The organism is Couchioplanes caeruleus, assembly GCF_023499255.1.
Classification (GTDB): Bacteria; Actinomycetota; Actinomycetes; order Mycobacteriales; family Micromonosporaceae; genus Actinoplanes; species Actinoplanes caeruleus_A.
Genome location: NZ_CP092183.1, coordinates 2,746,384 through 2,766,311 on the forward strand (window position 1 = coordinate 2,746,384; position 19,928 = coordinate 2,766,311).

Sequence of the window (19,928 nt, forward strand, 5' to 3'; positions counted from 1 at the left end):
CGGGAGCCCGGTCACGCGTTGATCGCGTGCCAGGCCTCGCTCACGGTGCGGTAGGTGGTGCCCTCCGGGAGCCGGTTCAGCGACTCCAGCACGTCGTCGGGTGCGTCGAGGTCCCGTGCGCTTCTGAGGAGCGCCTCGCGGTCTCCCGGCAGCGCCGAGAGGCCGATGTAGGTCCCGAATCGGCTCAGCGCCTCGCCCTGCGCGCTGCCGACGCCGTTCTGCTCGCCGCGGCCGGCTCCGCCTTCCGGCACCACGCTGGTCCGGGGCTGGTCCTCGCCGGACGGCTCGGCCATCTTCCATTCCTCGGCCCGCGCGCCCGCCGTGCCCTGGATGGTCCCGCGGATCTCCTGGGCCATCTCGTCGTCGACGCGTGGGCTGTGTTTGTCGCTACCGCGTTCCATGACAATGGGGTGCCCGGGCGGTCGTGGGCTAAACCGCTCGATCGTCTTCGTCGGCCGGCTCGCGGGGCGGCAGCGGCGGATCCGGGTCCTCGGAGCCGGCCTGCAGGTGGCGCCCACGCTGCACCTCCGCGTTGATCTCCACGCCGAGCATGAGGGCCGAATTCGCCAGGTAGAGCCAGACCAGGAACGCGATGATGGCGCCGAGGCTGCCGTACGTCTTGTCGTACGAGCCGAAGTTGGCGACGTAGATGCCGAAGCCGAACGAGGCGAGCACCCACACGAGCAGCGCCACCGCGCCGCCCAGGGTGAGCCACCGGAACCGGGGCTGTTTGACGTTCGGCGCGATCCAGAACAGCAGGGACAGCAGCAGCATCAGGATGAGGACGAGCACCGGCCAGCGCCCGATCGACCAGGCGGTGCGCGCCGTGCTGCCGGCGTGCAGGAGGTCGCCGACGGCGTCCACGAGCGGGCCGCTGATGACCAGGCCGGTGGCGACCAGCGCCATCAGCACCAGGGCGATCGCGCTCAGGCCGATCTGCAGCGGCCGCAGCTTCCAGAACGGCCGGCCCTCCTTGACGCCGTAGACGCGGTTGGAGGCGCGGGTGAAGACGCCCACGAAGTTGGAGGCCGACCAGAGCGCGCCGAGCAGACCGAAGCTCAGCAGCGCCTTCGCCGAGCTCTGCTGCACGACGATCGCGTCGAGCGCGGAGCGGAACGACTTCTCGCCGACGACCGAGCCGGCGCCGAGGTCACTGAGGAAGCCAAGGATCGTGTCGACCGCCGTACGGCCGTCGGTCACGAGGTTCACCAGTGCCACCACCACGATCGCGCTGGGGAAGATCGCCAGCACGGCGTTGTACGTGAGCGCCGCGGCGAGGTCGGAACACTCGTCGTCCAAGAACCCCTTGGCGCTGCGCCAGAGCACCCCGCGCCAGGTGGACCAGTGCAGCTGCCGCAACTTGCTGGGCAGAGGCGACGTGACCTGCGATCGGGTCGTGGCGGCTGTCATGTGTCGCGCTCCCATCCGTCACCCCTTGCGCACAAGGCACTACCCGCAGGGGGTTTGTGGCAAACGGCCAGGGGTACGGTCGCCGGAGTGGAACGAGCGGACGCCATCGTCATCGGCGCCGGGCACAACGGCCTGGTAGCCGCCAATTTGCTCGCGGACGCGGGCTGGAGCGTACTGGTCCTCGAGGCGACACCTCACCCCGGCGGCGCGGTGCGCTCGGGGTACGTGACGGCCCCCGGTTATCTCAGCGACCTGTTCAGCTCCTTCTATCCGCTGGGCTACGCGTCCCCGGTGATGCAGGGCCTCGATCTGGACGAGCACGGTCTGGAGTGGACGCACGCCCCGGACGTCCTCACCCACCTGCTGCCGGACGGCCGCGCCGCGACGGTGAACCGCGACCTGGAGACCACGATGGCCTCCATGGACGCCTTCGCCCCCGGTGACGGCGACCGGTGGCGGCAGGCGTTCGAGGACTGGTGCCATGTCTCCGACGACATGCTGAAGGTGCTGTTCACACCCTTCCCACCGGTACGGTCCGGCCTGCAGCTGGCCCGGCGCCTGCGCGTCGGCGGATCGCTGCGCCTGGCCCGGCGCCTGCTGCTGTCGGTACGCGAGCTGGGCAGCGAACTGTTCCAGGGCGAGGGAGCGCAGCTCGCACTCGCCGGCTGTGCGCTGCACACCGACCTGTCCCCGGAGGAGGCGGGCGGCGGCGTGTACGGCTGGCTCCTGGCGATGCTCGGCCAGCAGTTCGGGTGGCCCGTACCGGTCGGCGGCGCGCAGCGGATCACGTCGGCGCTGGTGGACCGGCTGCACGACCGCGGCGGCCGGATCGAGTACGACACCCCGGTGTCGCGGATCCTCGTGGCCCGGGGCAAGGCGATGGGCGTACGCAGCGCCGACGGCCGCAACTGGCGGGCGAGGCGCGCGGTGATCGCCGACGTGCCGGCGCCCACGCTGTTCCTGGATCTGGTCGGTACCCGCTGGCTGCCACCGCGCTTCGCCGAGGACCTCGAGTTCTTCCGCTGGGACGGCGCCACGGTCAAGGTCGACTGGGCGGTCAACGGCAAGGTGCCGTGGAAGAACCCGGCCGCCGCGGGTGCGGGCACCGTGCACCTGGGCGCCGACCTCAACGGGCTGACCCGCTACTCGGCGCACCTCGCCACGGACACCGTGCCGCCGAACCCGTTCCTGCTGCTGGGGCAGATGACCACGGCGGACCCGTCGCACTCGCCGGAGGGCACCGAGTCGGTCTGGGCGTACACGCACCTGCCGCACCGCGATCACTGGGACGCCGAGGAGATCGACGCGCACGTCGCCCGGATGGAGACGGTGCTGGAGGACCACGCCCCGGGCTTCTCCCGCATGGTCGAGGGGCGCAACGTGTTCTCCCCGGCGGCCATGCAGCGGGAGAACCCGTCGCTGGTGGGCGGCGCGCTCGGCGGCGGCACCGCGGCGGCGTACCAGCAGCTCTTTCTGCGTCCGGTGCCGGGCCTGGGCCGGCCGGACACCCCGGTGGACCGGCTCTACCTGGCGAGCTCCTCGGCTCACCCGGGCGGCGGCGTGCACGGGGCGCCGGGCTCGAACGCGGCCCGGGCGGCGCTGGCCCGCGACCGGCTCCTGACCGGAGCGGCGTACCAGGCGGTCATCGACGCGGCGAACCGCTCGATCTACCGCTGAGCGAAGAGAACGCCGGGCCCCCGCGGGGGCCCGGCGTTCCGGCACATGTCAGCGGCGGCGCAGGAAGCCCGCGGCGGCCACCCCGAGGCCCGCGGACAGCACGCCGGTGACCAGCGGCTTGTGCATGGTCAGCCAGAGCGCGAACGAGCTCGTCCGGCTCTCGTCGTCGAACACCCCGTGGGCGCCGAAGTCGCGGTCCTCGTCGACCGGCTTGTCGACGTTGTCCTGCCAGGTCGACAGGTCGATCTTCTCGCCGGTCTGCTGGCCCTGGTAGCCGCGCTTGTCGTTGGCCAGGTACCGGTCCAGGAACCCGGGCGCGACGATGTTGCCGAGGCGGGTCTTCAGGGTGGGCCCGCCCACGTTGACCTCGCGCTTGCCCTTGTCCGCCGCCCACAGCACGGCCGTGGCGACCACCTCGGGCTGGTAGATCGGCGGGACCGGCTGCGGGTGGTTCGGCAGGCGGGTGCGTACCCAGGAGAACTGCGGGGTGTTGATGGCCGGCATCTGGACCATCGACAGCTGGACCTTGTTGCCGTCGTGCAGCAGCTCGGCGCGGACGGAGTCGTTGAAGCCCTGGATGGCGTGCTTCGACGCGCAGTACGGCGCCTGCAGCGGGATGCCCCGGTACGCGAGCGCCGAGCCGATCTGCACGATCCGGCCGTGCCCGGCGGGGCGCATGTGGCGCAGGGCGGCCAGCGTGCCGTGCACCGTACCGAGGTAGTTGACCTCGGTGACGCGGCGGAACTCGGCCGGGCTGATCTCCCAGACCGGCGCGAAGACCGAGGTCATCGCGTCGTTGATCCAGACGTCGATGCCGCCCCAGGCCGCGGCGACGTCGTCGGCGGCCTCCTGCACGGCGTCGGCGTCGGACACGTCGACCTGATAGGTGCGCACGTCCGCGGCCCCGGCGGCGCGGGCCTCCAGCGAGGCGCCCTCCAGTCCGGCGCGGCCCCGGGCGAGCAGGGCCACCCGGTCCCCGCGGCGGGCGTACGCGACGGCGACGGCGCGGCCGACCCCCGCGCTGGCTCCGGTGATGACGATGTTCTGAGTCACGAACGGCTCTTTTCCCGCGTGGCGATGTCGGACAAACGTCGCAGCGACTCGATGTTGCGCCGGTGCAGCACGATGTCGTTGAGCTTGGTGTGGATCCACTGCAGCGGGCCGGCCCGGAACGTCTCGAACATGCTCACCCGGGTCCGGCCACCGTCCACCGGCTCCAGCTCGATCTTGACCGTCGCCTCGCCCAGCGGCCACAGCCCCGCGATGATGGTCAGTTCGCGGTCGGGCACGCAGGACACGACCGTGGAGCTCTCCTTGAGCGACAGCGGCCACGGACCGGCCTTGTGGTGCAGTTTCGCACCGGGCTGCGGCCATTCGGGGTCGACGTCGCGGATGTGTACGGTGCCCACGACCCAGTCGCTGTAGGTCCAGCCGTCCGCGAGAACCGCGAACACGCGATCGGGCGGGGCCGGAACGATACGCTTCACGATAGCCACGAGCGGCACATACCCGCCCACGTCATGTTTACGCTTTTGCGCGGTGGGCAAGACGCTCGGCGTATCGCCAGCCATAACTCCGGTCTTCTCCCGGAATCCAGCTGTCGGAGGAGGACCACGTGCGCATCGCCATGATCTCCGAGCATGCGAGCCCGTTGCCCACGGGCGACTCGGCCGCCGGCGCCCAGCAGAGGCACGTCGCCGAGCTGTCCGCCGCGCTCGCCTCGCTCGGTCATGACGTCCGTGTCTACACCCGCCGGGACAACCCGGACCTGCCCGCCATCGTGGCGCTCGGGGACGGCGTCCGCGTCGTGCACGTGCCGGCCGGCCCGGCCAGGTCGCTGCCCGTCGAGACGCTCCTGCCGCACATGGGCGACTTCGCCCAGTGGCTGCGGACGGAGTGGCGCGACACCGACTGGCTGCCCGACGTCGCGCACGCCCACTTCTGGACCAGCGGTCTCGCGGCCGTCACCGCCGCGCGGCAGGTCGGGATCCCGGTCGTGCAGTCGTTCCACGAGCTCGGCCAGGGCGAGACGGCCGGCGGCGCGTCGCGGACCGGGTACGAGCGTGCCCTCGGCCGCGCGGTCGACAAGGTCGTGGCGCAGACCCAGGACGAGGCGCTCGGCCTGGTCCGCCTCGGCGTGCCGCGGGCCCGGCTCACCGTGGTCCCGGCCGGCGTCGACAGCGACCGGTTCACCCCGGACGGCCCCGTCGTCGAGCGTGACCCCGAGCGGCCCCGCATCCTGTCGGTGGGGCGTCTCGTCGAGCACAAGGGCTTCGGCGACCTGATCCAGGCCATGCGGTACGTGCCCGGCGCCGAGTGCGTCGTCGTGGGCGGCCCGACGGCCCAGCAGCTGGCCGCCGACCCGCACGCCAAGAAGCTGCGGGCGATGGCCGAGCAGTTCAAGGTCGCCGACCGGGTGAAGCTCGTCGGTGCCGTACCGGCCGAGGACATGCCCCGCTGGTACCGCTCCGCCGACCTGCTCGTGGCGGCGCCGTGGCGCGAGCAGTTCGAGCTCGCGCCGCTCGAGGCGATGGCCTGCGGCGTCCCCGTCGTGGGCACGTCCATCGGCGGCCTGAACGAGACCGTCGTCGACGGCCTGACCGGCGACCTGGTGCCGGCCCGCGACCCGCGCGCGCTCGGCAGCGCGCTGCGCCGGCTGGTCAACGACAAGGTCCGGCGATTCGCGTACGCGACGGCCGCGCTGGACCGGGCCCGTCAGGCGTACTCGTGGAAGCGCGTCGCCTCGCAGCTCGGCTCCGTCTACTCGGCCGTCTCCGGGCGCCGCAGCAGCGAGGCCGAGGCGGTGGCGTAAGCCGCATCCACCAACTGGTGGACCGCAGCAGTCGCCCGCCGGTCGATCCGGTGACCGGGGGGCGCCTGTGACGCTCGATGCATGCCAGTCATCGACGTCAAGCACCTCAGCAAACGGTACGGCGGCACGGTCGCGGTCGCGGACGTCTCGTTCACCGTCGAGGCCGGGGAGATCTTCGGCATCCTCGGCCCGAACGGCGCCGGCAAGACCACCACGGTCGAGTGCATCGCCGGGCTGCGTACGCCCGACGGCGGCACGGTCAGCGTGCTCGGCCGCGAGCCCCGCGACGCGCGGCTGCGTCAGTCGGTCGGGGTGCAACTGCAGGAGAGCTCACTTCCCGACAAGCTGACCGTACGGGAGGCCCTCGAGCTCTGGTCCGCCTTCTACCCGCGGCCCGCCGACTGGCGGCAGCTCGCCGCCGACCTCGGCCTCACCGCCAAGCTCGGGGAGCGCTACGCCAAGCTGTCCGGCGGCCAGAAGCAGCGGCTGTCCATCGCGCTGGCGCTCGTCGGCAGCCCCCGGATCGCGATCCTCGACGAGCTCACCACCGGCCTCGACCCGCAGGCGCGCCGCGACACCTGGGAGCTCATCGCCGCGGTCCGCGACCGGGGCGTCACCATCGTGCTGGTCACGCACTTCATGGAGGAGGCGGAGCGGCTCTGCGACCGGCTCGCCGTGATCGACTCCGGCGCGGTCGTCGCGCTGGACACCCCGGCCGGGCTCGTCGCGCGGGTGGCGGCCGAGCAGCGCATCCGCTTCCGGCCGTCCGTACCCGTCGCCGACGAGCTGCTGACCGGCCTGGACGGGGTCCGGGAGGTCGTGCGGCACGGCCCGCAGATCGAGGTGGTGGGCCACGGCAACGTGCTGCAGGCGGTCACCGCCACCCTCGCCGCGCACGAGATCATCGCCAACGACCTGCGCGTCGAGCAGGCCAGCCTGGACGACGCGTTCGTCCGGCTGACCGGCCGCGCCGCCGAGGAGGCCTGAGCCATGCCCGTCTTCGTCAAGCTGACCCGCTCCGAGCTGCGGCTCTACCTGCGCGAGCCGATGCTGGTGTTCTGGGGCCTGATCTTCCCGTCGGTGCTGGTGGTGATCCTCGGCTGCATACCGGCGTTCCGCGAGCCGAACCCCGACATCGGCGGCCGGCGGGTCATCGACCTGTACGTGGGCATCGCCGTCATCCTGACCGTCGCGATGCTGGCGCTGCAGGTCGCGCCGGCGGTGCTCGCCACGTACCGGGAACGGGGCATCCTCCGGCGGCTGGCCACGACACCCGCGCCGCCGGCTGCCCTGCTCGGGGCGCAACTGGTGGTGAGCATGCTGACGGCCGTGGTGTCGGTCGGCCTGGTCCTGCTCGTGGGGCGGCTCGGCTTCGACGTGCCGTTGCCCGGCCGCCCGGCCGGCTTCCTGCTGGCGTTCGGGCTCACGGCCGGTGCCGCACTGGCGATCGGGCTGCTCGTCGCCGCGGTGGCGCCGTCGGGCAAGGCCGCCAACGCGATCGGCTCGGTGCTGTTCTTCCCGACGATGTTCTTCGCGGGTCTCTGGACGCCGCGCGAGGCGTTCCCCGAGGTGCTGCGGCGGATCAGCGACCTCACGCCGCTGGGCGCGGGGGAGCGGGCGGTCGCCGAGGCGATGAGCGGGTCGTGGCCGTCGTGGGGATCGCTTACCGTACTGGTGGCGTACGTGGTGGTGTTCGGCTTCGCCGCCGCCAGGCTCTTCCGCTGGGAGTAGGACGACGATGCTGGTGGACCGGAACGTCCTGAGGCGGGTCTCGCGCGGCTGGCGTACGCGCCTCGACCAGCGGCTGCGGCTGCTGCCGTACGTGGCGCTCGCGACCTCGACGCTGCTCGTGGTGCTCGGGCGCGACGAGCCCGACCTGATCCGGCAGCCGCTCCCGGCGTCGTTCGCGGCCGCCGTGGTGACCGCCGCCTGGCTGCTGTGGTTCACCACGCTGCATCCACAGTGGGAGACCCGCCGGCGGACCATGGCGGTGTACTTCGTCGGCTTCCTCGCGCTGACCGCCACCCTCGTCTGGACCAACCCGCTGTACGGCTTCTTCGCCTGGACGGGCTACCTGAACGTCCTGTACCTGCACGGCCGGTGGCGGCTGGCCGGCGCGGCGTCCGTCGGGGTGTGGACAGCGGTCTCGCAGGTCGGCGGCTTCACCGCGTTCACCGACCGGGACCAGTGGGCGACGCTCGCCGTCTTCATCGCCATCAACATCACGATCGGTACGGCGATGACGTATCTGTCCATCGTCACCAACGAGCACCACACCCGGCGCGCCGAGGTGGTCGCGCAGCTCGAGGAGGCCAACGACAAGCTCGCCGCCGCCCTCGCCGAGAACGCGGGCCTGCACGCGCAACTGCTCGTCCAGGCCCGCGAGGCCGGCGTCCTCGACGAACGCCAGCGCCTCGCCGGCGAGATCCACGACGTGCTGGCCCAGGGTCTGACCGGCATCGTCACCCAGCTCGAGGCCGCCGACCAGGCCGAGCAGCGCCCGGTGGACCGGCGGAGGCATCTGGACACGGCGAAGCAGCTGGCCCGCGACAGCCTGGCCGAGGCGCGCCGCTCGGTGCAGGCGCTGCGGCCCCGGCCGCTGGACGCGGCCACGCTGCCGGACGCGCTCGCCGAGGTGGTGGACGGCTGGTCGGCGCGGCACGGCGTCACGGCCCGCATCATCACCACCGGTACGGCCCATCCGCTGCTGCCGGAGATCGAGGCGACGCTGCTGCGGACCGCGCAGGAGGCGCTCGCCAACGTGGCCCGGCACGCCGAGGCCGGCCGGGTGGCGCTCACCCTGTCCTACATGGAGGACCTCGTGACCCTCGACGTGCGCGACGACGGCGCCGGCTTCGACCCGCAGGCGCCGCGGGAGGAGGCGTACGAGGGCGGCTACGGCCTGCGGGCCATGCGGGAACGGGTCCAGCGCATCGCCGGCACCCTGGAGATCGAGTCGGAGCCCGGCGCGGGCACGGCGATCTCGGCGTGCGTCCCGGCGATCCACCTGGGGGCCGCCGCGTGATCCGGCTGCTCATCGTCGACGACCACCCGGTGGTCCGCGACGGCCTTCGCGGCATGTTCGCCGGCGACGGCCGCTTCGAGGTGTGCGGCGAGGCGGCCGACGGCACCGAGGCGCTGGCCGTGGCCCGCGCGATCGAGCCGGACGTGGTGCTGATGGACCTGCGGATGCCCGGCATGGACGGCGTCACCACGATCCGGGCGCTGCGCGAGCAGGGCTTCACCGCGCGGGTGCTGGTGCTGACCACGTACGACACCGACAGCGACGTGCTGCCGGCGATCAAGGCGGGGGCGACCGGCTACCTGCTGAAGGACACCCCGCGCGAGGAGCTGTTCCGGGCGGTGGCGGCGGCCTCCCGGGGCGAGTCGGTGCTGTCCCCGGCGGTGGCCGGCCGGCTCATGGGCGAGCTGCGCTCACCCGCGCGCGAGCCGCTCAGCCAGCGCGAGCTGGAGGTGCTGGGGCTCATCGCGCAGGGGTGCTCCAACAAGGAGGCTGCGTCGCGGCTGTTCATCAGCGAGGCCACGGTGAAGACGCACCTGCTGCACGCGTACGCGAAGCTCGGTGTCCGCGACCGCGCGGCGGCAGTGGCCGCAGCCTTCGCTCAGGGCCTGCTGGGCAACGGTCAGGCCTTCCGCGGCTCGCCGCGGTAGGTGCCGAACTGCCACAGGTTGCCCTCGGGATCGCGGGCGGCGAAGTCGTGCGAGCCGTAATCGGTGTCGTAGGGCTCGCGCAGGATCTCCGCGCCCGCCTTCACCGCGCGCTCGTGGACGGCGTCGACGTGGTCGGTGACGACGTAGGCGCCGAACGTCCCGGGGCGCAGCGGCCAGGAGTCGTCCGGCTCGTCGCGCTGCGAGCCGAGCATGATCCCGCCGCCCTCGGGCCAGCTCAGCTGGGCGTGGTCGACCCGGTCGCCGGCGCCGTGCACGACGGTCTCCTCGAACCCGAACGCGTCGACGAGGAACTGGATGAGGGCGCGGGCGTCGCGCGCCCGCAGCGTGGGCCACACCTGCGGGGGTGGCGTCGTGAGGTCAGTCATGACCACCATGGTCGTCCTCGGCGACCTCCACGGCTTGGACAAAACCGATCTCCTCGGCCATCCACTGCGACGGCGGGCAGCCGGCGAAGGCGTGGAACTCCCGCGCAAGGTGCGCCTGGTCGTAGTAGCCGGCCTCGGCCGCCACGCTCGCCAGCCCGACGCCGGGCCGCAGCCGGCGCCGCGCCCGGTCGAAGCGGACCACCCGGGCGGCGGCCTTGAGGCCGAGCCCGGTCTCGGCCCGGAACAGCCGGGTGAGATGCCGGGCGCCCCACCCGGTCTCGGCGGCCAGGGCGGCGACGCTCACCCTGCCGCCGGTGTCCAGCAGGCGGTCGAAGGCGTACGCGACATCCGGGTGCGCGCCCCCACGCCCGAGCCGGCGCCGCAGCTCCTCGTCCACCGCGGCGAACCGTTGCGCCCAGCCGCGCGCCGCGCGCAGGTGCTCCCGGATCCGGTCCACGGCCTCGTCGCCCAGCACGGCAGCGGCGTCGACGTCCGTGGCGGCCAGCGCGGCGGCCGGCAGACCGAGCAGGTCACGGCATGCCAGCGGGTGCAGCGCCACCTGCACGCCGGACTGGAAGCCGTCGTGGGTGATCGTCGCGGGCGTCAGGTGCAGGCCGCCGGCCAGCGCGTCGTAGCGGCCGGGGGACTGACGCGGGTCCGGGTGGCCGGCGACGACCAGCGGGTCGTCGATCGTGAAGATCAGCGTCAGGTACGGCGAGGGCAGGCCGCGATGCGTACCCGCGGCCACGCCGGCCTGCCGATAGCCGGAATACCAGCTCACGTGGGGGCGCAGCGGCGCCGACGGCCGGGCGCGGGCGTACTCGTCGACCATGCCCCAGCTTGGCACCGGCGCCCCCCGCCGCGCGAGATCAGCCGGCGAGCGCCTTGGCGAGGCCGTCGCGGAACGCCCGCTCGCTCTCGGTCACCTGATCGCCGCCGATGCCGAGCACACCGCCGGTCGACGCCGCGCCGACCACGCTCTCGGCGATCTCCACCAGCCAGTGCTTGTACGTCTCGGCGTCCGAGGGCTGTGCCTTGACCGCCAGCAGCGCCGACGCCTCAGCCGCGCGGGCCAGGACGTCCTGGGCGTAGCCGGCCGGGTCGGCGGGCTCGATCGCCGGCATCTCCTCGCCGAGGTCCGGGTCGCCGGTGGCGTCGAGCACGGCGCCGGCGACCGCGGTCACCAGCGGGCTCGCCGAGCCGCGGGCGTCGGAGATCTGGTCCAGCCCGGCCGCGGTCTCCTGCCGGGTCTTGCGGGCGCTGTCGGGGGTGGCCGCGCTCGCGGCGGTCAGCACCGACTGGGGGAGGCCGACGAGCAGGCCCCACTCGGCGTCGGTGAAGCCGAACTGGGCGTACAGCGGTTCGTCCGTCACGGGATTCCTCACTTCACTTCGGGTTCTCGGGGACCAGCAGAGCATTCTCCTCGACGACGGGTACGGAGAGGGTCTTGTAACCCACCTCCTCGAACAGAACCGTCACCCGGTCCTCCTCGTAGCCCATCACCATGCCGGGACCCCACTCGGCGTGCCGTACGGTGCTGTGCACGGCGAACGGCACATCGCCCGTCGCCTCCTCGACCTGCTCGGCCACGCCTTCCACGCAGTTGTCGCAGTGGCCGCAGGGCTTCTTCGTCTCCTCGCCGAAGTACGCCAGCAGCGTCATCGTGCGGCAGGCGCGGGCCTGGGCGAAGGCGCGCATCATGTCGGTGCGCGAGCGCTGCACGGTCTGCTGGCGCTCGTATTCGGCGACCGCCCGTTCGGCCGCCTTGGCGGGCAGCGGGGCGTAACGCGGCACGGTCCAGTTGTTGCCGTCGCCGGCCTTCGCGGCGCCGACCTGTTCGAGCAGGCCCAGGAACTGGCCGAGTTTGCGCGGGCCGAGGCCGGTCTTCTCCTTGAGGGCGGTCTTGGTGGCCGGGCCGGCGCGCAGGGCGGCGGCGAGCTCGCGCAGCTCGGTGACGTCGGGGCTGCCGCCGGAGAAGAACCGCTGGATGCCCTCGTCCTCGGCGCGCCACAGCAGCAGCGCGCGGGCGGGTTCGCCGTCGCGGCCCATCCGGCCGATCTCCTGGAAGTAGCTGTCCGGGGAGTCGGGCAGGGCGACGTGGGCGACCCAGCGGATGTTGGGCTTGTCGATGCCCATGCCGAACGCCGAGGTCGCCACCATGATGTCGACCTTGTCGGCCGTGAAGTCCTCGTGCCGCTGCTCGCGGGCGCCGGCCGCCATGCCGCCGTGGTAGAAATCCGCGGAGTACCCGGCCTGGGTCAGCCGCTCGGCCAGCTCCTCGGCGGCCCGGCGGGTCGCCACGTAGATGATGCCGGGCCGCGGCGCCTCGTCGAGCAGGGCGGTCAGCCGCCGCCACCGGTAGTCCTCGTCCGGGCAGTACGCCACCTCGAGGAACAGGTTGCTGCGGTCCAGCCCGGAGACGTGGATCTCCGGCCGGTGCAGGCCCAGGCGCTCGATGATGTCGTCGCGCACCGGCGGCGAGGCGGTCGCGGTGAGCGCCAGCACCGGCGGGCGGCCGATGCCCTTGATCAGGTGCCCGATCTGCAGGTAGTCAGGGCGGAAGTCGTGGCCCCACGCCGAGATGCAGTGCGCCTCGTCGATGGCGACCAGCCCGGGGCGCAGGGCGCGCACCTCGGCCAGCCGCTCCGGGTCGCTGAGCTGTTCCGGTGTGATGAACAGGAACTCGGCCCGGCCCTCCTGGATCTCCCGGATGGCCTCGCGCTGCTGCGCCGGGGTCTCGGCGGAGCTGACCCGCACGGCCCTCGTCTTCGGGTCGCCGGAGGCGTTGAGCGCGGCGATCTGGTCCTGCTGCAGGGCCAGCAGCGGTGAGATCACCACTGTCGGCCCGGGCAGCAGGACCGCCGGGATCTGGTAGATCGCCGACTTGCCGGCGCCGGTGGGCAGCACGACCAGGGCGTCCTTGCGCCGCAGCACGGCGCGCATCGGTTTGAACTGGCCGGGGCGCAGGGACGGCCATCCGAAGTGCTTGCGGGCGACCCTGCGCAGCCGTGGCCCGTAGACGGGGATCTTCATCGAGCGGCCATTGTGCCCACCGGCCGCGCCGCCGAAACGGCCGGCCGGGGTTCAGGCATGCTTCGGCAGGATGTGCTCGGCGTACAGGTCGAACAGGCCCTGGTAGTGCGGGCCGGTGTTGGCGACGTAGACCTCGTCGAAGCCGGCCTTCGCGTACTGGTCGATCATGTCGAGGTGCGCCTGCGGGTCGTTGCCGCAGACGAACGACTCCTTGATCATGTCCTGGGTGACGAGCTGGGACGCCTGCTCGAAGTGCTTGGGCGTCGGCAGCACCTGGGACAGCTCCCCGGGCACGCCGGCGTTGGGCCACTTCTCGTACGCGATCCGCGCGCCCTCCTCCTCGCCGGCCGCGTACGCCGCCTTGAAACCGGCCTGGCACACCCGGTTGCCGCCGCCGGCGGAGCGGAACTGCTTCACCGCGTCGCCGTCGGGCATCGTGCTGACGAAACCCTCACCGATGCGGGCGGCCACCTCGATGGCCTTCGGGCCGAAGCCGGACACCAGGATCTCGACGGGCTTCTCGGGCAGCGTGTAGATCCGCGCGTTCTCGACCGTGTAGTGCTTGCCGCGGTAGGAGACGTTGCCGCCCTTCCACAGCTCCCGCATGATCTCGACGGCCTCCTCGAGCATCTCCAGGCGGACGTCGGCCTCGGGCCACGCGTCGCCGAAGATGTGCTCGTTGAGGGCCTCGCCGGTGCCGACGCCGAGGCGGAACTTTCCGCCGGTGAGCACCGCGCTGGTGGCGGCGGCCTGGGCGATGACCGCCGGGTGGATGCGGACGGTCGGGCAGGTGACCGCCGTCGTGATGGGCAGGCCGCAGGCCTGGCTGAGCGCGCCGATGGAGGACCAGACGAACGCGCTCTGCCCCTGCGCGTCGACCCACGGGTGGTAGTGGTCCGAGATCCACAGGGCCGAGAAGCCGGCCCGCTCCGCGCCCCTGGCCTGCTCGATGAGCTCGGCGGGGCTGTACTCCTCGCTCGACAGGAAATATCCGATTCGCATGGCGCTCGGATACCCCGGCTATTTGCCGCCGAACATCCTCTTGATGGCCCAGAAGAGGATCAGCGCGCCGAGGGCCACGCCCAGGAGCCGGACGGCGTGGACCTGGGACCAGTCGACGCCGGAGGCGCCCAGGGGCTGCGACACGCCCCGGAGCCTACCGTCACGGGCGCGCTCCCAGGACTTTAAGTACACTTAATAGAAAGGTTTGTTGACTGAAACCGGGATGTGGGCGACCATAGGTCGTCGCCGCACCCACGACGGTTGTCGGTTGATCACTGAGGGGGACGCGCTCACGGAGCGCGTATTGATCGTCACCGGAGGTACGCGGACTCATGCCGAATTCTGGCGAACTGCCCGAACTCGCCGCGACGGTACTGCAGCCCGGATTCGTCGGCACCACCGTGCCCGAATGGGTGCGCCGCAGTCTCGCGGAGGGGCTCGGAGGCGTGGCGCTGTTCGCCCGCAACGTCGAATCCCCGGCGCAGGTCGCGGCCCTGACCGCCCAGCTGCGCGCCGAGCGGCCCGACGTCATCGTGGCCATCGACGAGGAGGCCGGCGACGTCACCCGCTTCGAGTCGCGGTACGGCAGCTCCCGCCCCGGCAACCTGGCGCTCGGCGCCATCGACGACCCCGAGCTGACCGGCGCGGTCGCCCGCGACCTGGGCCTGGACCTCGCCCGGGCCGGCATCACGCTCGACTACGCCCCGGACACCGACGTCAACTGCAACCCCGACAACCCGATCATCGGGGTACGGGCGTTCGGCGCCGAGGCCGATCTCGTGGCCCGCCACGGCGCGGCCTGGATCCACGGGCTGCAGGAAGCCGGCGTGGCCGCCTGCGCCAAGCACTTCCCGGGGCACGGTGACACCGCCGTCGACTCCCACCACGACGTGCCGGTCATCGACCACGACCTCACCCGCCTCGCCGAGTGCGAGCTCGTGCCGTTCCGCGCCGCCATCGCGGCCGGCGTCCAGTCGATCATGACCGGGCACCTGCTCGTGCCGGCGTACGACCCGGAGCTGCCGGCCACCCTGAGCCGCCGCATCCTCACCGGGCTGCTCCGCGAGGAACTCGGCTTCGACGGGCTGATCGTCACCGACGGCATCGAGATGCAGGGCGTCCGGCGCAAGTACGGGCTCGAGGGCGCCACCGTCCGGGCGCTCGCGGCCGGCGCCGACGCGATCTGCGTGGGCGGCGACCACGCCGACGAGCGCACCGCGCTGCGGCTGCGCGACGCCATCGTCGCGGCGGTCCGCAGCGGCGAGCTGCCCGAGGAACGCCTGCGCGACGCCGCGGCCCGGGTACGCCGCCTCGCCACCTGGACGCTGGAGACGCAGACCGCGGTCGGCGCCCGCGCGATCGCCGACGCGGCCGGAGCGGCGGTGCGCGAACCCGCCGTCGTCGCCGGCTCGGTCGTGGGCCAGGCCGCCGCCCGCCGTGCCGTCAAGGTCACCACCACCGCCGAGGCCCCCGACCTGCCGCTGACGCATGCTCCGCACGTCGTCGAGTTCGCGCCGCCGCGCAACATCGCGATCGGCGCCGAGACGCCCTGGGGCGTGGCCGCGCCGCTGACCGAGCTGCTGCCCGGCACGACGTCCGTCCGGCTCTCCGCCGACGACCTGGCCGGCGCGACCGATCCGGCGGCGCCGGTGCTCACCGGGGTCGGCGCCCGGCCGCTCGTCCTGGTGGTCCGCGACGCGCACCGGCACCCGTGGGTCGCCGACGCGCTGGCCCGCACCCTCGCCGTACGCCCCGACACGATCGTGGTCGAGATGGGCGTACCGATCTCCGTGGCCGGCGGGCTGCACCTGGCGACGCACGGCGCCACCCGCGCCTGCGGCCGGGCCGCGGCCGAGATCATCGCCGGGGCGGTCGTGCCCGACCGGGTCGAGCAGGCGCTCGCCGCCTGAGCCGACGCTCAGTCGGTGAGGATGTCGCCGTACTCCGGGTGGTCCGCGACGTACCGGGCGAAGAACGCGCAGGCCGGCACCACCTTCTCGCCGCGCTCGCGGAACGCGTCCAGCGTTCCGCGGGCCAGCTCCGCGCCGAGGCCCTGCCCCCGATGCGCCGGATCGACCTCGCTGTGCACGACCACCACGGCCCCGTCCCGGCGCCGGTAGTCGGCGAACCCGCCGACCTCCCCGTCCAGCAGGAGCTCGAAGCGGTTGCGGCCGGGGTTGTCCTGCACGGTGACGTCCATGAGAGCAAGCCTAGGCTCGCGCGGGCCCCGTATCGTTGGGCTGGTGACGAACACCGCAGCTCGCCGGATCGCCGCCCTGTTCACCGCCGCCGCGCTCGGCCTCGGCCTGCTCGCCGGCTGCAGCAACGACAACGTCTCCTGCGGACTGGACCAGTGCACGGTCACGATCGACCGCAGCGTGAACGCCAGCGCCAACGTGCTCGGCGTCGAGGCGAAGTTCGTCAGCGCCGACCAGAACACGGTGACTCTCGAAGTCGCCGGGGAGCAGGTGCAGCTCACCAAGGGTCAGCAGGCGGTGAGCGTCGGCGGCCTTCAGGTCAGCCTCGACAGCATCACGTCCGACACCGTCGGCATCCAGGTCTCCCGTTAGCACAGCGTGGCGGCACGTGACGCAGGTTTGGGAAAAGTTTCCATCGGTCACTTAGCAGCCATGACAGCCTCCTCACACGTTCGCAGCACGGCGTCGCGCGCCGCCGACAGCAAACCTCTGGAATACCTCGCCCGCGGTGGGTTCATCGCGTACGGCGTCATTCACCTCCTCCTCGCCTGGATCGCCTTGCAGGTCGCCTTCGGCGGCTCGTCGCGCGAGAGCGACCAGTCCGGGGCGTTCCAGAACCTCGCCGGCCAGCCGATGGGCAAGACCCTGGTGATCATCACGGTGGTCGGCATGATCGGTCTCGCCCTGTGGCAGGCGTTCGAGGCCGCCATCGGCGAGAGCGGCGAGCAGGGCAAGGAGGCGATCGCCACCCGGGTGATCTCCGGGATCCGGGCGATCATCTACCTCTCCTTCGCCTGGACCGGCATCAAGGTGCTGCAGGGCGGCTCCTCCACCGGCGACAGCCAGGAGAAGGGCGCCTCGTCCCTGATGGACAACGGCGGCGGCCGCTTCCTGGTCGGCCTGATCGGTGTGGTGGTCATCGGGGTCGGCATCGGCCTGGTGATCTACGGGCTCAAGAAGAAGTTCGAGAAGCGCCTCAACACCCAGCAGATGGCTCCGTCGGTGCGCAAGACCACCCGCCGGCTCGGCATGGCCGGGTACACCGCCAAGGGCGTCGCGTTCGGCATCGCCGGCGGCCTGATCGTCGCCGCCGCGGTCACCTACGACCCGCAGAAGGCGCGCGGCCTCGACGCCGCCCTCAAGACCCTGGCCGGTCAGTCGTACGGGCCCTGGCTGCTGGGCCTCATCGCGCTGGGCATCGCGGCGTTCGGCGTCTACTGCTTCTTCCAGGCCCGCTACCGCAAGGTGTGACCGGGCGGGCATGCTGGAGCGCTGGCGACGTACCCCTGGTGAGGAGAGGGAACCGTGACCAGCCTGCTGACCGCCCTGGTCGCGATCGTCATCGCCGCGGCCGCCGCGATCGTGCTGGTCGAGGTGGTGCACCGCGTGGTGCAGCGCCTCGGCCGCCGGTCGGAGCTGCTGCGCGACCTGGGTGCCACCGCGCACCGGCCGTTCCTGGCGACCGCCGTCGTCTTCGCCGTCCAGGTCGCCGTCCGCGGGTTCGCCGGCCCCTTCCCGGGCCGTGAATGGGTGCTGCACCTGCTGGTGATCCTCGTGATCGCCTCGGTGGCCTGGCTCGTCGGCGCGCTCATGCTGGTGCTGGAGGACGTCGCCCTGTCGAAGTGGCGGGTCGACGTCCCGGACAACCTCAAGGCGCGCCGGCTCAAGACCCAGGTGCAGATGCTGCGCCGGGTCACCGTCGCCGCGATCGTGGTGCTCACCATCGGCGTCATGCTGATGACGTTCCCGGCCGTACGCGCCCTCGGCGCCAGCGTCCTCGCCTCCGCCGGCGTCATCTCCGTGATCGCCGCGCTGGCCGCGCAGAGCACGCTCGGCAACGTCTTCGCCGGGCTCCAGCTCGCCTTCAGCGACGCCGTCCGGATCGACGACGTGGTGGTGGTCGAGGGGGAGTGGGGACGCATCGAGGACCTCACCCTCACGTACGTCGCCGTGCAGATCTGGGACGACCGGCGGCTGATCCTGCCCACCTCGTACTTCACCACCAAGCCGTTCCAGAACTGGACCCGTACGGGCTCCGCCGTGCTCGGCACCGCGGAGATCGACGTGGACTGGTCGGCGCCCGTCGAGGACCTGCGGACCGAGTTGCGGGCGGTGTGCGAGGGCACCGAGCTGTGGGACGGGCGGGTGTGCGTCCTGCAGGTCACCGAGGCGACCGGCGGCATGATCCGGCTCCGGGCCCTGGTCAGCGCCCACGACGCCGGCGCTCTCTGGGACCTGCGGTGCCTGGTCCGCGAGCGCCTGGTGACGTGGGTCTTCGAGCACCGCCGCGACGCCCTGCCCCGGGTGCGCGCCGATCTTGCGGGTGCTGAGGGTGCTCCCGGCGTACGCGACATCCGTCCTTCCCCGGACGCCGGGGCGTCCGAGGGCGCGCGCGTCTTCAGCGGCGCCGGCGACGGCGACGAACGAGCCGCGGCCTTCGCGGGACCGGACGCCGGCACGCCACCCGATCCAGTGGCGATGCCCGGGAAACGGCCGTGAAGCCGGCCACCGTCACCGAGGATTGACAGGCCCGCCATCAGGGCATAGAGCGGACAGGGAAAGGAGGACACCATGGCCGATGTCCTGAACGGTAGCCCGGCCCGTCCGGCGACCGACCAGTCCACCTCGGAGTTGGTTCAGAAGGCGAGCGAGCAGCTCACCCGCCTCGTCCGGGACGAGATCGCGCTCGCGAAGGCGGAGCTCACGGAAAAGGGGAAGCACGCCGGCATCGGTGTGGGTCTGTTCGGCGGGGGCGGCGTGCTCGCCCTGTACGGCGTCGGCGCGCTCATCGCCACGCTGATCATCGTGCTGAACATCTTCCTGCCGCTGTGGCTCGCCGCTCTGATCGTGACCGTGGTGCTGTTCGCCGCGGCCGGTATTCTCGCGCTGCTCGGCAAGAAGCAGGTGACCCAGGCTGTCCCGCCGGAACCGAGTTCCGCCATCGAGAGCGCGAAGGCGGATGTCGACGAGGTCAAGCACGCGATCAGGAGCGGTAGGAGCCGGGCATGAGTGACAAGAACGGATCCGCGAAGAACGGGTCCGCGGGCGGCAAGCCCGACGTGGAGGCGCTGCGCGAGGAGATCAAGCAGACCCGCGCCGAGCTGGGTGAGACCGTCCAGGCCCTCGCGGCCAAGGCGGACGTCAAGGCCCGGGCGAAGGAGCAGGTCGAGCTGACCAAGGCCAAGGCGAAGGCACAGGTGCACGAGGCGACCGAGAAGGTGCGCGGGGTGGCGGTGAATGCCGCGGCCGTCGCGTCCGACAAGGTCCGTGCGGCGACCTCGCAGGCCGGGGACAAGGTCTCGCTGGCGACGGACAAGGTACGGGAGACCGGCGCGCTCGACAAGGCGCAGGACGCCCGTGAGCAGGTACGCCGCAACCCGGTACCGGTGGCGGTCGTGCTGGCGGCCGGCGTGGCGCTGGTCGGCATCATCCTGATCGTGCGGGGGAGGCGCCGGTGAGCGGCAAGCTCCAGAAGGTCGCCTACAAGCCGGTCGGTCTGATCCTCGGCCTCGGCGCCGGCGCGATCGCCGGATTCGTCTTCAAGGAGGTCTGGAAGCTGGCCTCCGGCGACGACGATGCGCCGACCCCCACCGACGAGGAACGCGGCTGGGGCGAGATCATCGCGGCGGCGGCCCTGCAGGGCGCCATCTTCGCGACGGTACGGGCCCTCGTCGACCGCGGCGGCGCCGTGGGTGTCCGCAAGATGACCGGCAAGTGGCCGGACTGATATGACATAGC

General features: G+C 72.3%; 24 protein-coding genes. 13 read left to right on the forward strand and 11 right to left on the reverse strand.

Translation table 11 applies throughout. From position 1 onward, the window contains the following. Positions 1 to 11: 11 nt before the first annotated feature. Positions 12 to 401: a DUF2795 domain-containing protein gene (locus COUCH_RS12825; protein ID WP_249612309.1), complete on the reverse strand. Its 390-nt coding sequence runs from the start codon at positions 399 to 401 to the stop codon at positions 12 to 14. Positions 402 to 429: 28 nt separating this feature from the next. Further along, the gene (locus COUCH_RS12830; RefSeq protein ID WP_249612310.1) at positions 430 to 1,410 is read right to left on the reverse strand and encodes a YihY/virulence factor BrkB family protein; all 981 of its coding nucleotides are present in this window, start codon (positions 1,408 to 1,410) and stop codon (positions 430 to 432) included. 87 nt (positions 1,411 to 1,497) lie between these two features. Between COUCH_RS12830 and COUCH_RS12835 the strand changes: the two genes are divergently transcribed. After that, entirely contained in the window at positions 1,498 to 3,087 is a 1,590-nt protein-coding gene (locus tag COUCH_RS12835; RefSeq protein WP_249612311.1) for a phytoene desaturase family protein, read from the forward strand. A gap of 48 nt (positions 3,088 to 3,135) precedes the next feature. Here the strand turns inward: COUCH_RS12835 and COUCH_RS12840 are convergent, their stop codons facing one another. Together COUCH_RS12840 and COUCH_RS12845 are read right to left on the reverse strand one after the other, a co-directional pair. Continuing rightward, positions 3,136 to 4,140 carry an SDR family oxidoreductase gene (locus COUCH_RS12840; protein WP_249612312.1) on the reverse strand — a complete coding sequence of 335 codons (1,005 nt, stop codon included), beginning with the start codon at positions 4,138 to 4,140 and terminating at the stop codon, positions 3,136 to 3,138. Further along, a complete protein-coding gene (locus tag COUCH_RS12845; RefSeq protein WP_346015981.1) occupies positions 4,137 to 4,574 on the reverse strand; it encodes an SRPBCC family protein in 438 nt (145 codons plus the stop codon). Before COUCH_RS12845 ends, COUCH_RS12840 begins: the two co-directional genes overlap by 4 nt. A 128-nt stretch (positions 4,575 to 4,702) precedes the next feature. Between COUCH_RS12845 and COUCH_RS12850 the strand changes: the two genes are divergently transcribed. From COUCH_RS12850 to COUCH_RS12870, 5 genes are all read left to right on the forward strand, one after another. Continuing rightward, positions 4,703 to 5,899: a glycosyltransferase gene (locus COUCH_RS12850; protein ID WP_249612313.1), complete on the forward strand. Its 1,197-nt coding sequence runs from the start codon at positions 4,703 to 4,705 to the stop codon at positions 5,897 to 5,899. Positions 5,900 to 5,980: 81 nt separating this feature from the next. Further along, entirely contained in the window at positions 5,981 to 6,886 is a 906-nt protein-coding gene (locus COUCH_RS12855) for an ABC transporter ATP-binding protein (protein WP_249612314.1), read from the forward strand. A 3-nt stretch (positions 6,887 to 6,889) separates the two neighbouring features. Further along, the gene (locus COUCH_RS12860) at positions 6,890 to 7,630 is read left to right on the forward strand and encodes an ABC transporter permease (RefSeq protein WP_249612315.1); all 741 of its coding nucleotides are present in this window, start codon (positions 6,890 to 6,892) and stop codon (positions 7,628 to 7,630) included. A gap of 7 nt (positions 7,631 to 7,637) precedes the next feature. Beyond that, complete coding sequence (locus tag COUCH_RS12865) at positions 7,638 to 8,924, forward strand: sensor histidine kinase (RefSeq protein WP_249612316.1); 1,287 nt, start codon at positions 7,638 to 7,640, stop codon at positions 8,922 to 8,924. Beyond that, positions 8,921 to 9,571 (forward strand): response regulator, encoded by a 651-nt coding sequence (locus COUCH_RS12870; RefSeq protein ID WP_249612317.1) that lies wholly within the window; start codon positions 8,921 to 8,923, stop codon positions 9,569 to 9,571. Before COUCH_RS12865 ends, COUCH_RS12870 begins: the two co-directional genes overlap by 4 nt. Here COUCH_RS12870 and COUCH_RS12875 read toward each other — a convergent pair. Genes COUCH_RS12875 through COUCH_RS38875 form a run of 6 tightly spaced genes read right to left on the reverse strand, consistent with a single transcriptional unit; the run spans position 9,544 to position 14,136 of the window. After that, the gene (locus COUCH_RS12875) at positions 9,544 to 9,957 is read right to left on the reverse strand and encodes a VOC family protein (protein ID WP_249612318.1); all 414 of its coding nucleotides are present in this window, start codon (positions 9,955 to 9,957) and stop codon (positions 9,544 to 9,546) included. The genes COUCH_RS12870 and COUCH_RS12875 overlap by 28 nt on opposite strands. Next, positions 9,950 to 10,789: a helix-turn-helix domain-containing protein gene (locus COUCH_RS12880; RefSeq protein ID WP_249612319.1), complete on the reverse strand. Its 840-nt coding sequence runs from the start codon at positions 10,787 to 10,789 to the stop codon at positions 9,950 to 9,952. Before COUCH_RS12880 ends, COUCH_RS12875 begins: the two co-directional genes overlap by 8 nt. A 37-nt stretch (positions 10,790 to 10,826) precedes the next feature. Next, a complete protein-coding gene (locus COUCH_RS12885) occupies positions 10,827 to 11,330 on the reverse strand; it encodes a hypothetical protein (RefSeq protein WP_249612320.1) in 504 nt (167 codons plus the stop codon). A 13-nt stretch (positions 11,331 to 11,343) separates the two neighbouring features. Further along, positions 11,344 to 12,990 (reverse strand): RecQ family ATP-dependent DNA helicase, encoded by a 1,647-nt coding sequence (locus tag COUCH_RS12890; RefSeq protein ID WP_249612321.1) that lies wholly within the window; start codon positions 12,988 to 12,990, stop codon positions 11,344 to 11,346. A gap of 51 nt (positions 12,991 to 13,041) precedes the next feature. Beyond that, positions 13,042 to 13,992, reverse strand: coding sequence for a TIGR03557 family F420-dependent LLM class oxidoreductase (locus COUCH_RS12895; protein WP_249612322.1), 951 nt, complete (start codon positions 13,990 to 13,992; stop codon positions 13,042 to 13,044). Between the two features lie 18 nt (positions 13,993 to 14,010). Further along, positions 14,011 to 14,136: a hypothetical protein gene (locus COUCH_RS38875; RefSeq protein ID WP_275980099.1), complete on the reverse strand. Its 126-nt coding sequence runs from the start codon at positions 14,134 to 14,136 to the stop codon at positions 14,011 to 14,013. A gap of 188 nt (positions 14,137 to 14,324) precedes the next feature. On the opposite strand from COUCH_RS38875, the gene COUCH_RS12900 reads away from it, so the two are divergent. Further along, a complete protein-coding gene (locus COUCH_RS12900; RefSeq protein ID WP_249612323.1) occupies positions 14,325 to 15,902 on the forward strand; it encodes a glycoside hydrolase family 3 protein in 1,578 nt (525 codons plus the stop codon). A gap of 8 nt (positions 15,903 to 15,910) precedes the next feature. On the opposite strand, the gene COUCH_RS12905 is transcribed toward COUCH_RS12900, so the two are convergent. Further along, positions 15,911 to 16,192 (reverse strand): GNAT family N-acetyltransferase, encoded by a 282-nt coding sequence (locus tag COUCH_RS12905; RefSeq protein WP_249612324.1) that lies wholly within the window; start codon positions 16,190 to 16,192, stop codon positions 15,911 to 15,913. Between COUCH_RS12905 and COUCH_RS12910 the strand changes: the two genes are divergently transcribed. From COUCH_RS12910 to COUCH_RS12935, 6 genes are all read left to right on the forward strand, one after another. Next, on the forward strand, positions 16,182 to 16,562 hold the full coding sequence (locus COUCH_RS12910) for a hypothetical protein (RefSeq protein WP_430640924.1): 381 nt from the start codon (positions 16,182 to 16,184) through the stop codon (positions 16,560 to 16,562). The genes COUCH_RS12905 and COUCH_RS12910 overlap by 11 nt on opposite strands. Positions 16,563 to 16,622: 60 nt before the next feature. Next, positions 16,623 to 17,441: a DUF1206 domain-containing protein gene (locus COUCH_RS12915; protein WP_249612326.1), complete on the forward strand. Its 819-nt coding sequence runs from the start codon at positions 16,623 to 16,625 to the stop codon at positions 17,439 to 17,441. A gap of 54 nt (positions 17,442 to 17,495) precedes the next feature. After that, positions 17,496 to 18,689 carry a mechanosensitive ion channel family protein gene (locus COUCH_RS12920; RefSeq protein WP_249612327.1) on the forward strand — a complete coding sequence of 398 codons (1,194 nt, stop codon included), beginning with the start codon at positions 17,496 to 17,498 and terminating at the stop codon, positions 18,687 to 18,689. Between the two features lie 72 nt (positions 18,690 to 18,761). Next, complete coding sequence (locus COUCH_RS12925; protein WP_199513594.1) at positions 18,762 to 19,199, forward strand: phage holin family protein; 438 nt, start codon at positions 18,762 to 18,764, stop codon at positions 19,197 to 19,199. Further along, positions 19,196 to 19,648 (forward strand): DUF3618 domain-containing protein, encoded by a 453-nt coding sequence (locus tag COUCH_RS39155; protein WP_430640925.1) that lies wholly within the window; start codon positions 19,196 to 19,198, stop codon positions 19,646 to 19,648. Before COUCH_RS12925 ends, COUCH_RS39155 begins: the two co-directional genes overlap by 4 nt. Then, positions 19,645 to 19,917, forward strand: coding sequence for a DUF4235 domain-containing protein (locus COUCH_RS12935; protein WP_249612328.1), 273 nt, complete (start codon positions 19,645 to 19,647; stop codon positions 19,915 to 19,917). Before COUCH_RS39155 ends, COUCH_RS12935 begins: the two co-directional genes overlap by 4 nt. Positions 19,918 to 19,928 lie beyond the last annotated feature (11 nt).

What these genes read in the sequence shown, in the direction of transcription:
- COUCH_RS12825 (WP_249612309.1), bottom strand. Translation starts at nt 401, where the DNA reads ATGGAACGCGGTAGCGACAAACACAGCCCACGCGTCGACGACGAGATG.
- COUCH_RS12830 (WP_249612310.1), bottom strand. Translation starts at nt 1,410, where the DNA reads ATGACAGCCGCCACGACCCGATCGCAGGTCACGTCGCCTCTGCCCAGC.
- COUCH_RS12855 (WP_249612314.1), top strand. Translation starts at nt 5,981, where the DNA reads ATGCCAGTCATCGACGTCAAGCACCTCAGCAAACGGTACGGCGGCACG.
- COUCH_RS12860 (WP_249612315.1), top strand. Translation starts at nt 6,890, where the DNA reads ATGCCCGTCTTCGTCAAGCTGACCCGCTCCGAGCTGCGGCTCTACCTG.
- COUCH_RS12865 (WP_249612316.1), top strand. Translation starts at nt 7,638, where the DNA reads ATGCTGGTGGACCGGAACGTCCTGAGGCGGGTCTCGCGCGGCTGGCGT.
- COUCH_RS12875 (WP_249612318.1), bottom strand. Translation starts at nt 9,957, where the DNA reads ATGACTGACCTCACGACGCCACCCCCGCAGGTGTGGCCCACGCTGCGG.
- COUCH_RS12880 (WP_249612319.1), bottom strand. Translation starts at nt 10,789, where the DNA reads ATGGTCGACGAGTACGCCCGCGCCCGGCCGTCGGCGCCGCTGCGCCCC.
- COUCH_RS12890 (WP_249612321.1), bottom strand. Translation starts at nt 12,990, where the DNA reads ATGAAGATCCCCGTCTACGGGCCACGGCTGCGCAGGGTCGCCCGCAAG.
- COUCH_RS12895 (WP_249612322.1), bottom strand. Translation starts at nt 13,992, where the DNA reads ATGCGAATCGGATATTTCCTGTCGAGCGAGGAGTACAGCCCCGCCGAG.
- COUCH_RS12900 (WP_249612323.1), top strand. Translation starts at nt 14,325, where the DNA reads ATGCCGAATTCTGGCGAACTGCCCGAACTCGCCGCGACGGTACTGCAG.
- COUCH_RS12905 (WP_249612324.1), bottom strand. Translation starts at nt 16,192, where the DNA reads ATGGACGTCACCGTGCAGGACAACCCCGGCCGCAACCGCTTCGAGCTC.
- COUCH_RS12915 (WP_249612326.1), top strand. Translation starts at nt 16,623, where the DNA reads ATGACAGCCTCCTCACACGTTCGCAGCACGGCGTCGCGCGCCGCCGAC.
- COUCH_RS12925 (WP_199513594.1), top strand. Translation starts at nt 18,762, where the DNA reads ATGGCCGATGTCCTGAACGGTAGCCCGGCCCGTCCGGCGACCGACCAG.
- COUCH_RS39155 (WP_430640925.1), top strand. Translation starts at nt 19,196, where the DNA reads ATGAGTGACAAGAACGGATCCGCGAAGAACGGGTCCGCGGGCGGCAAG.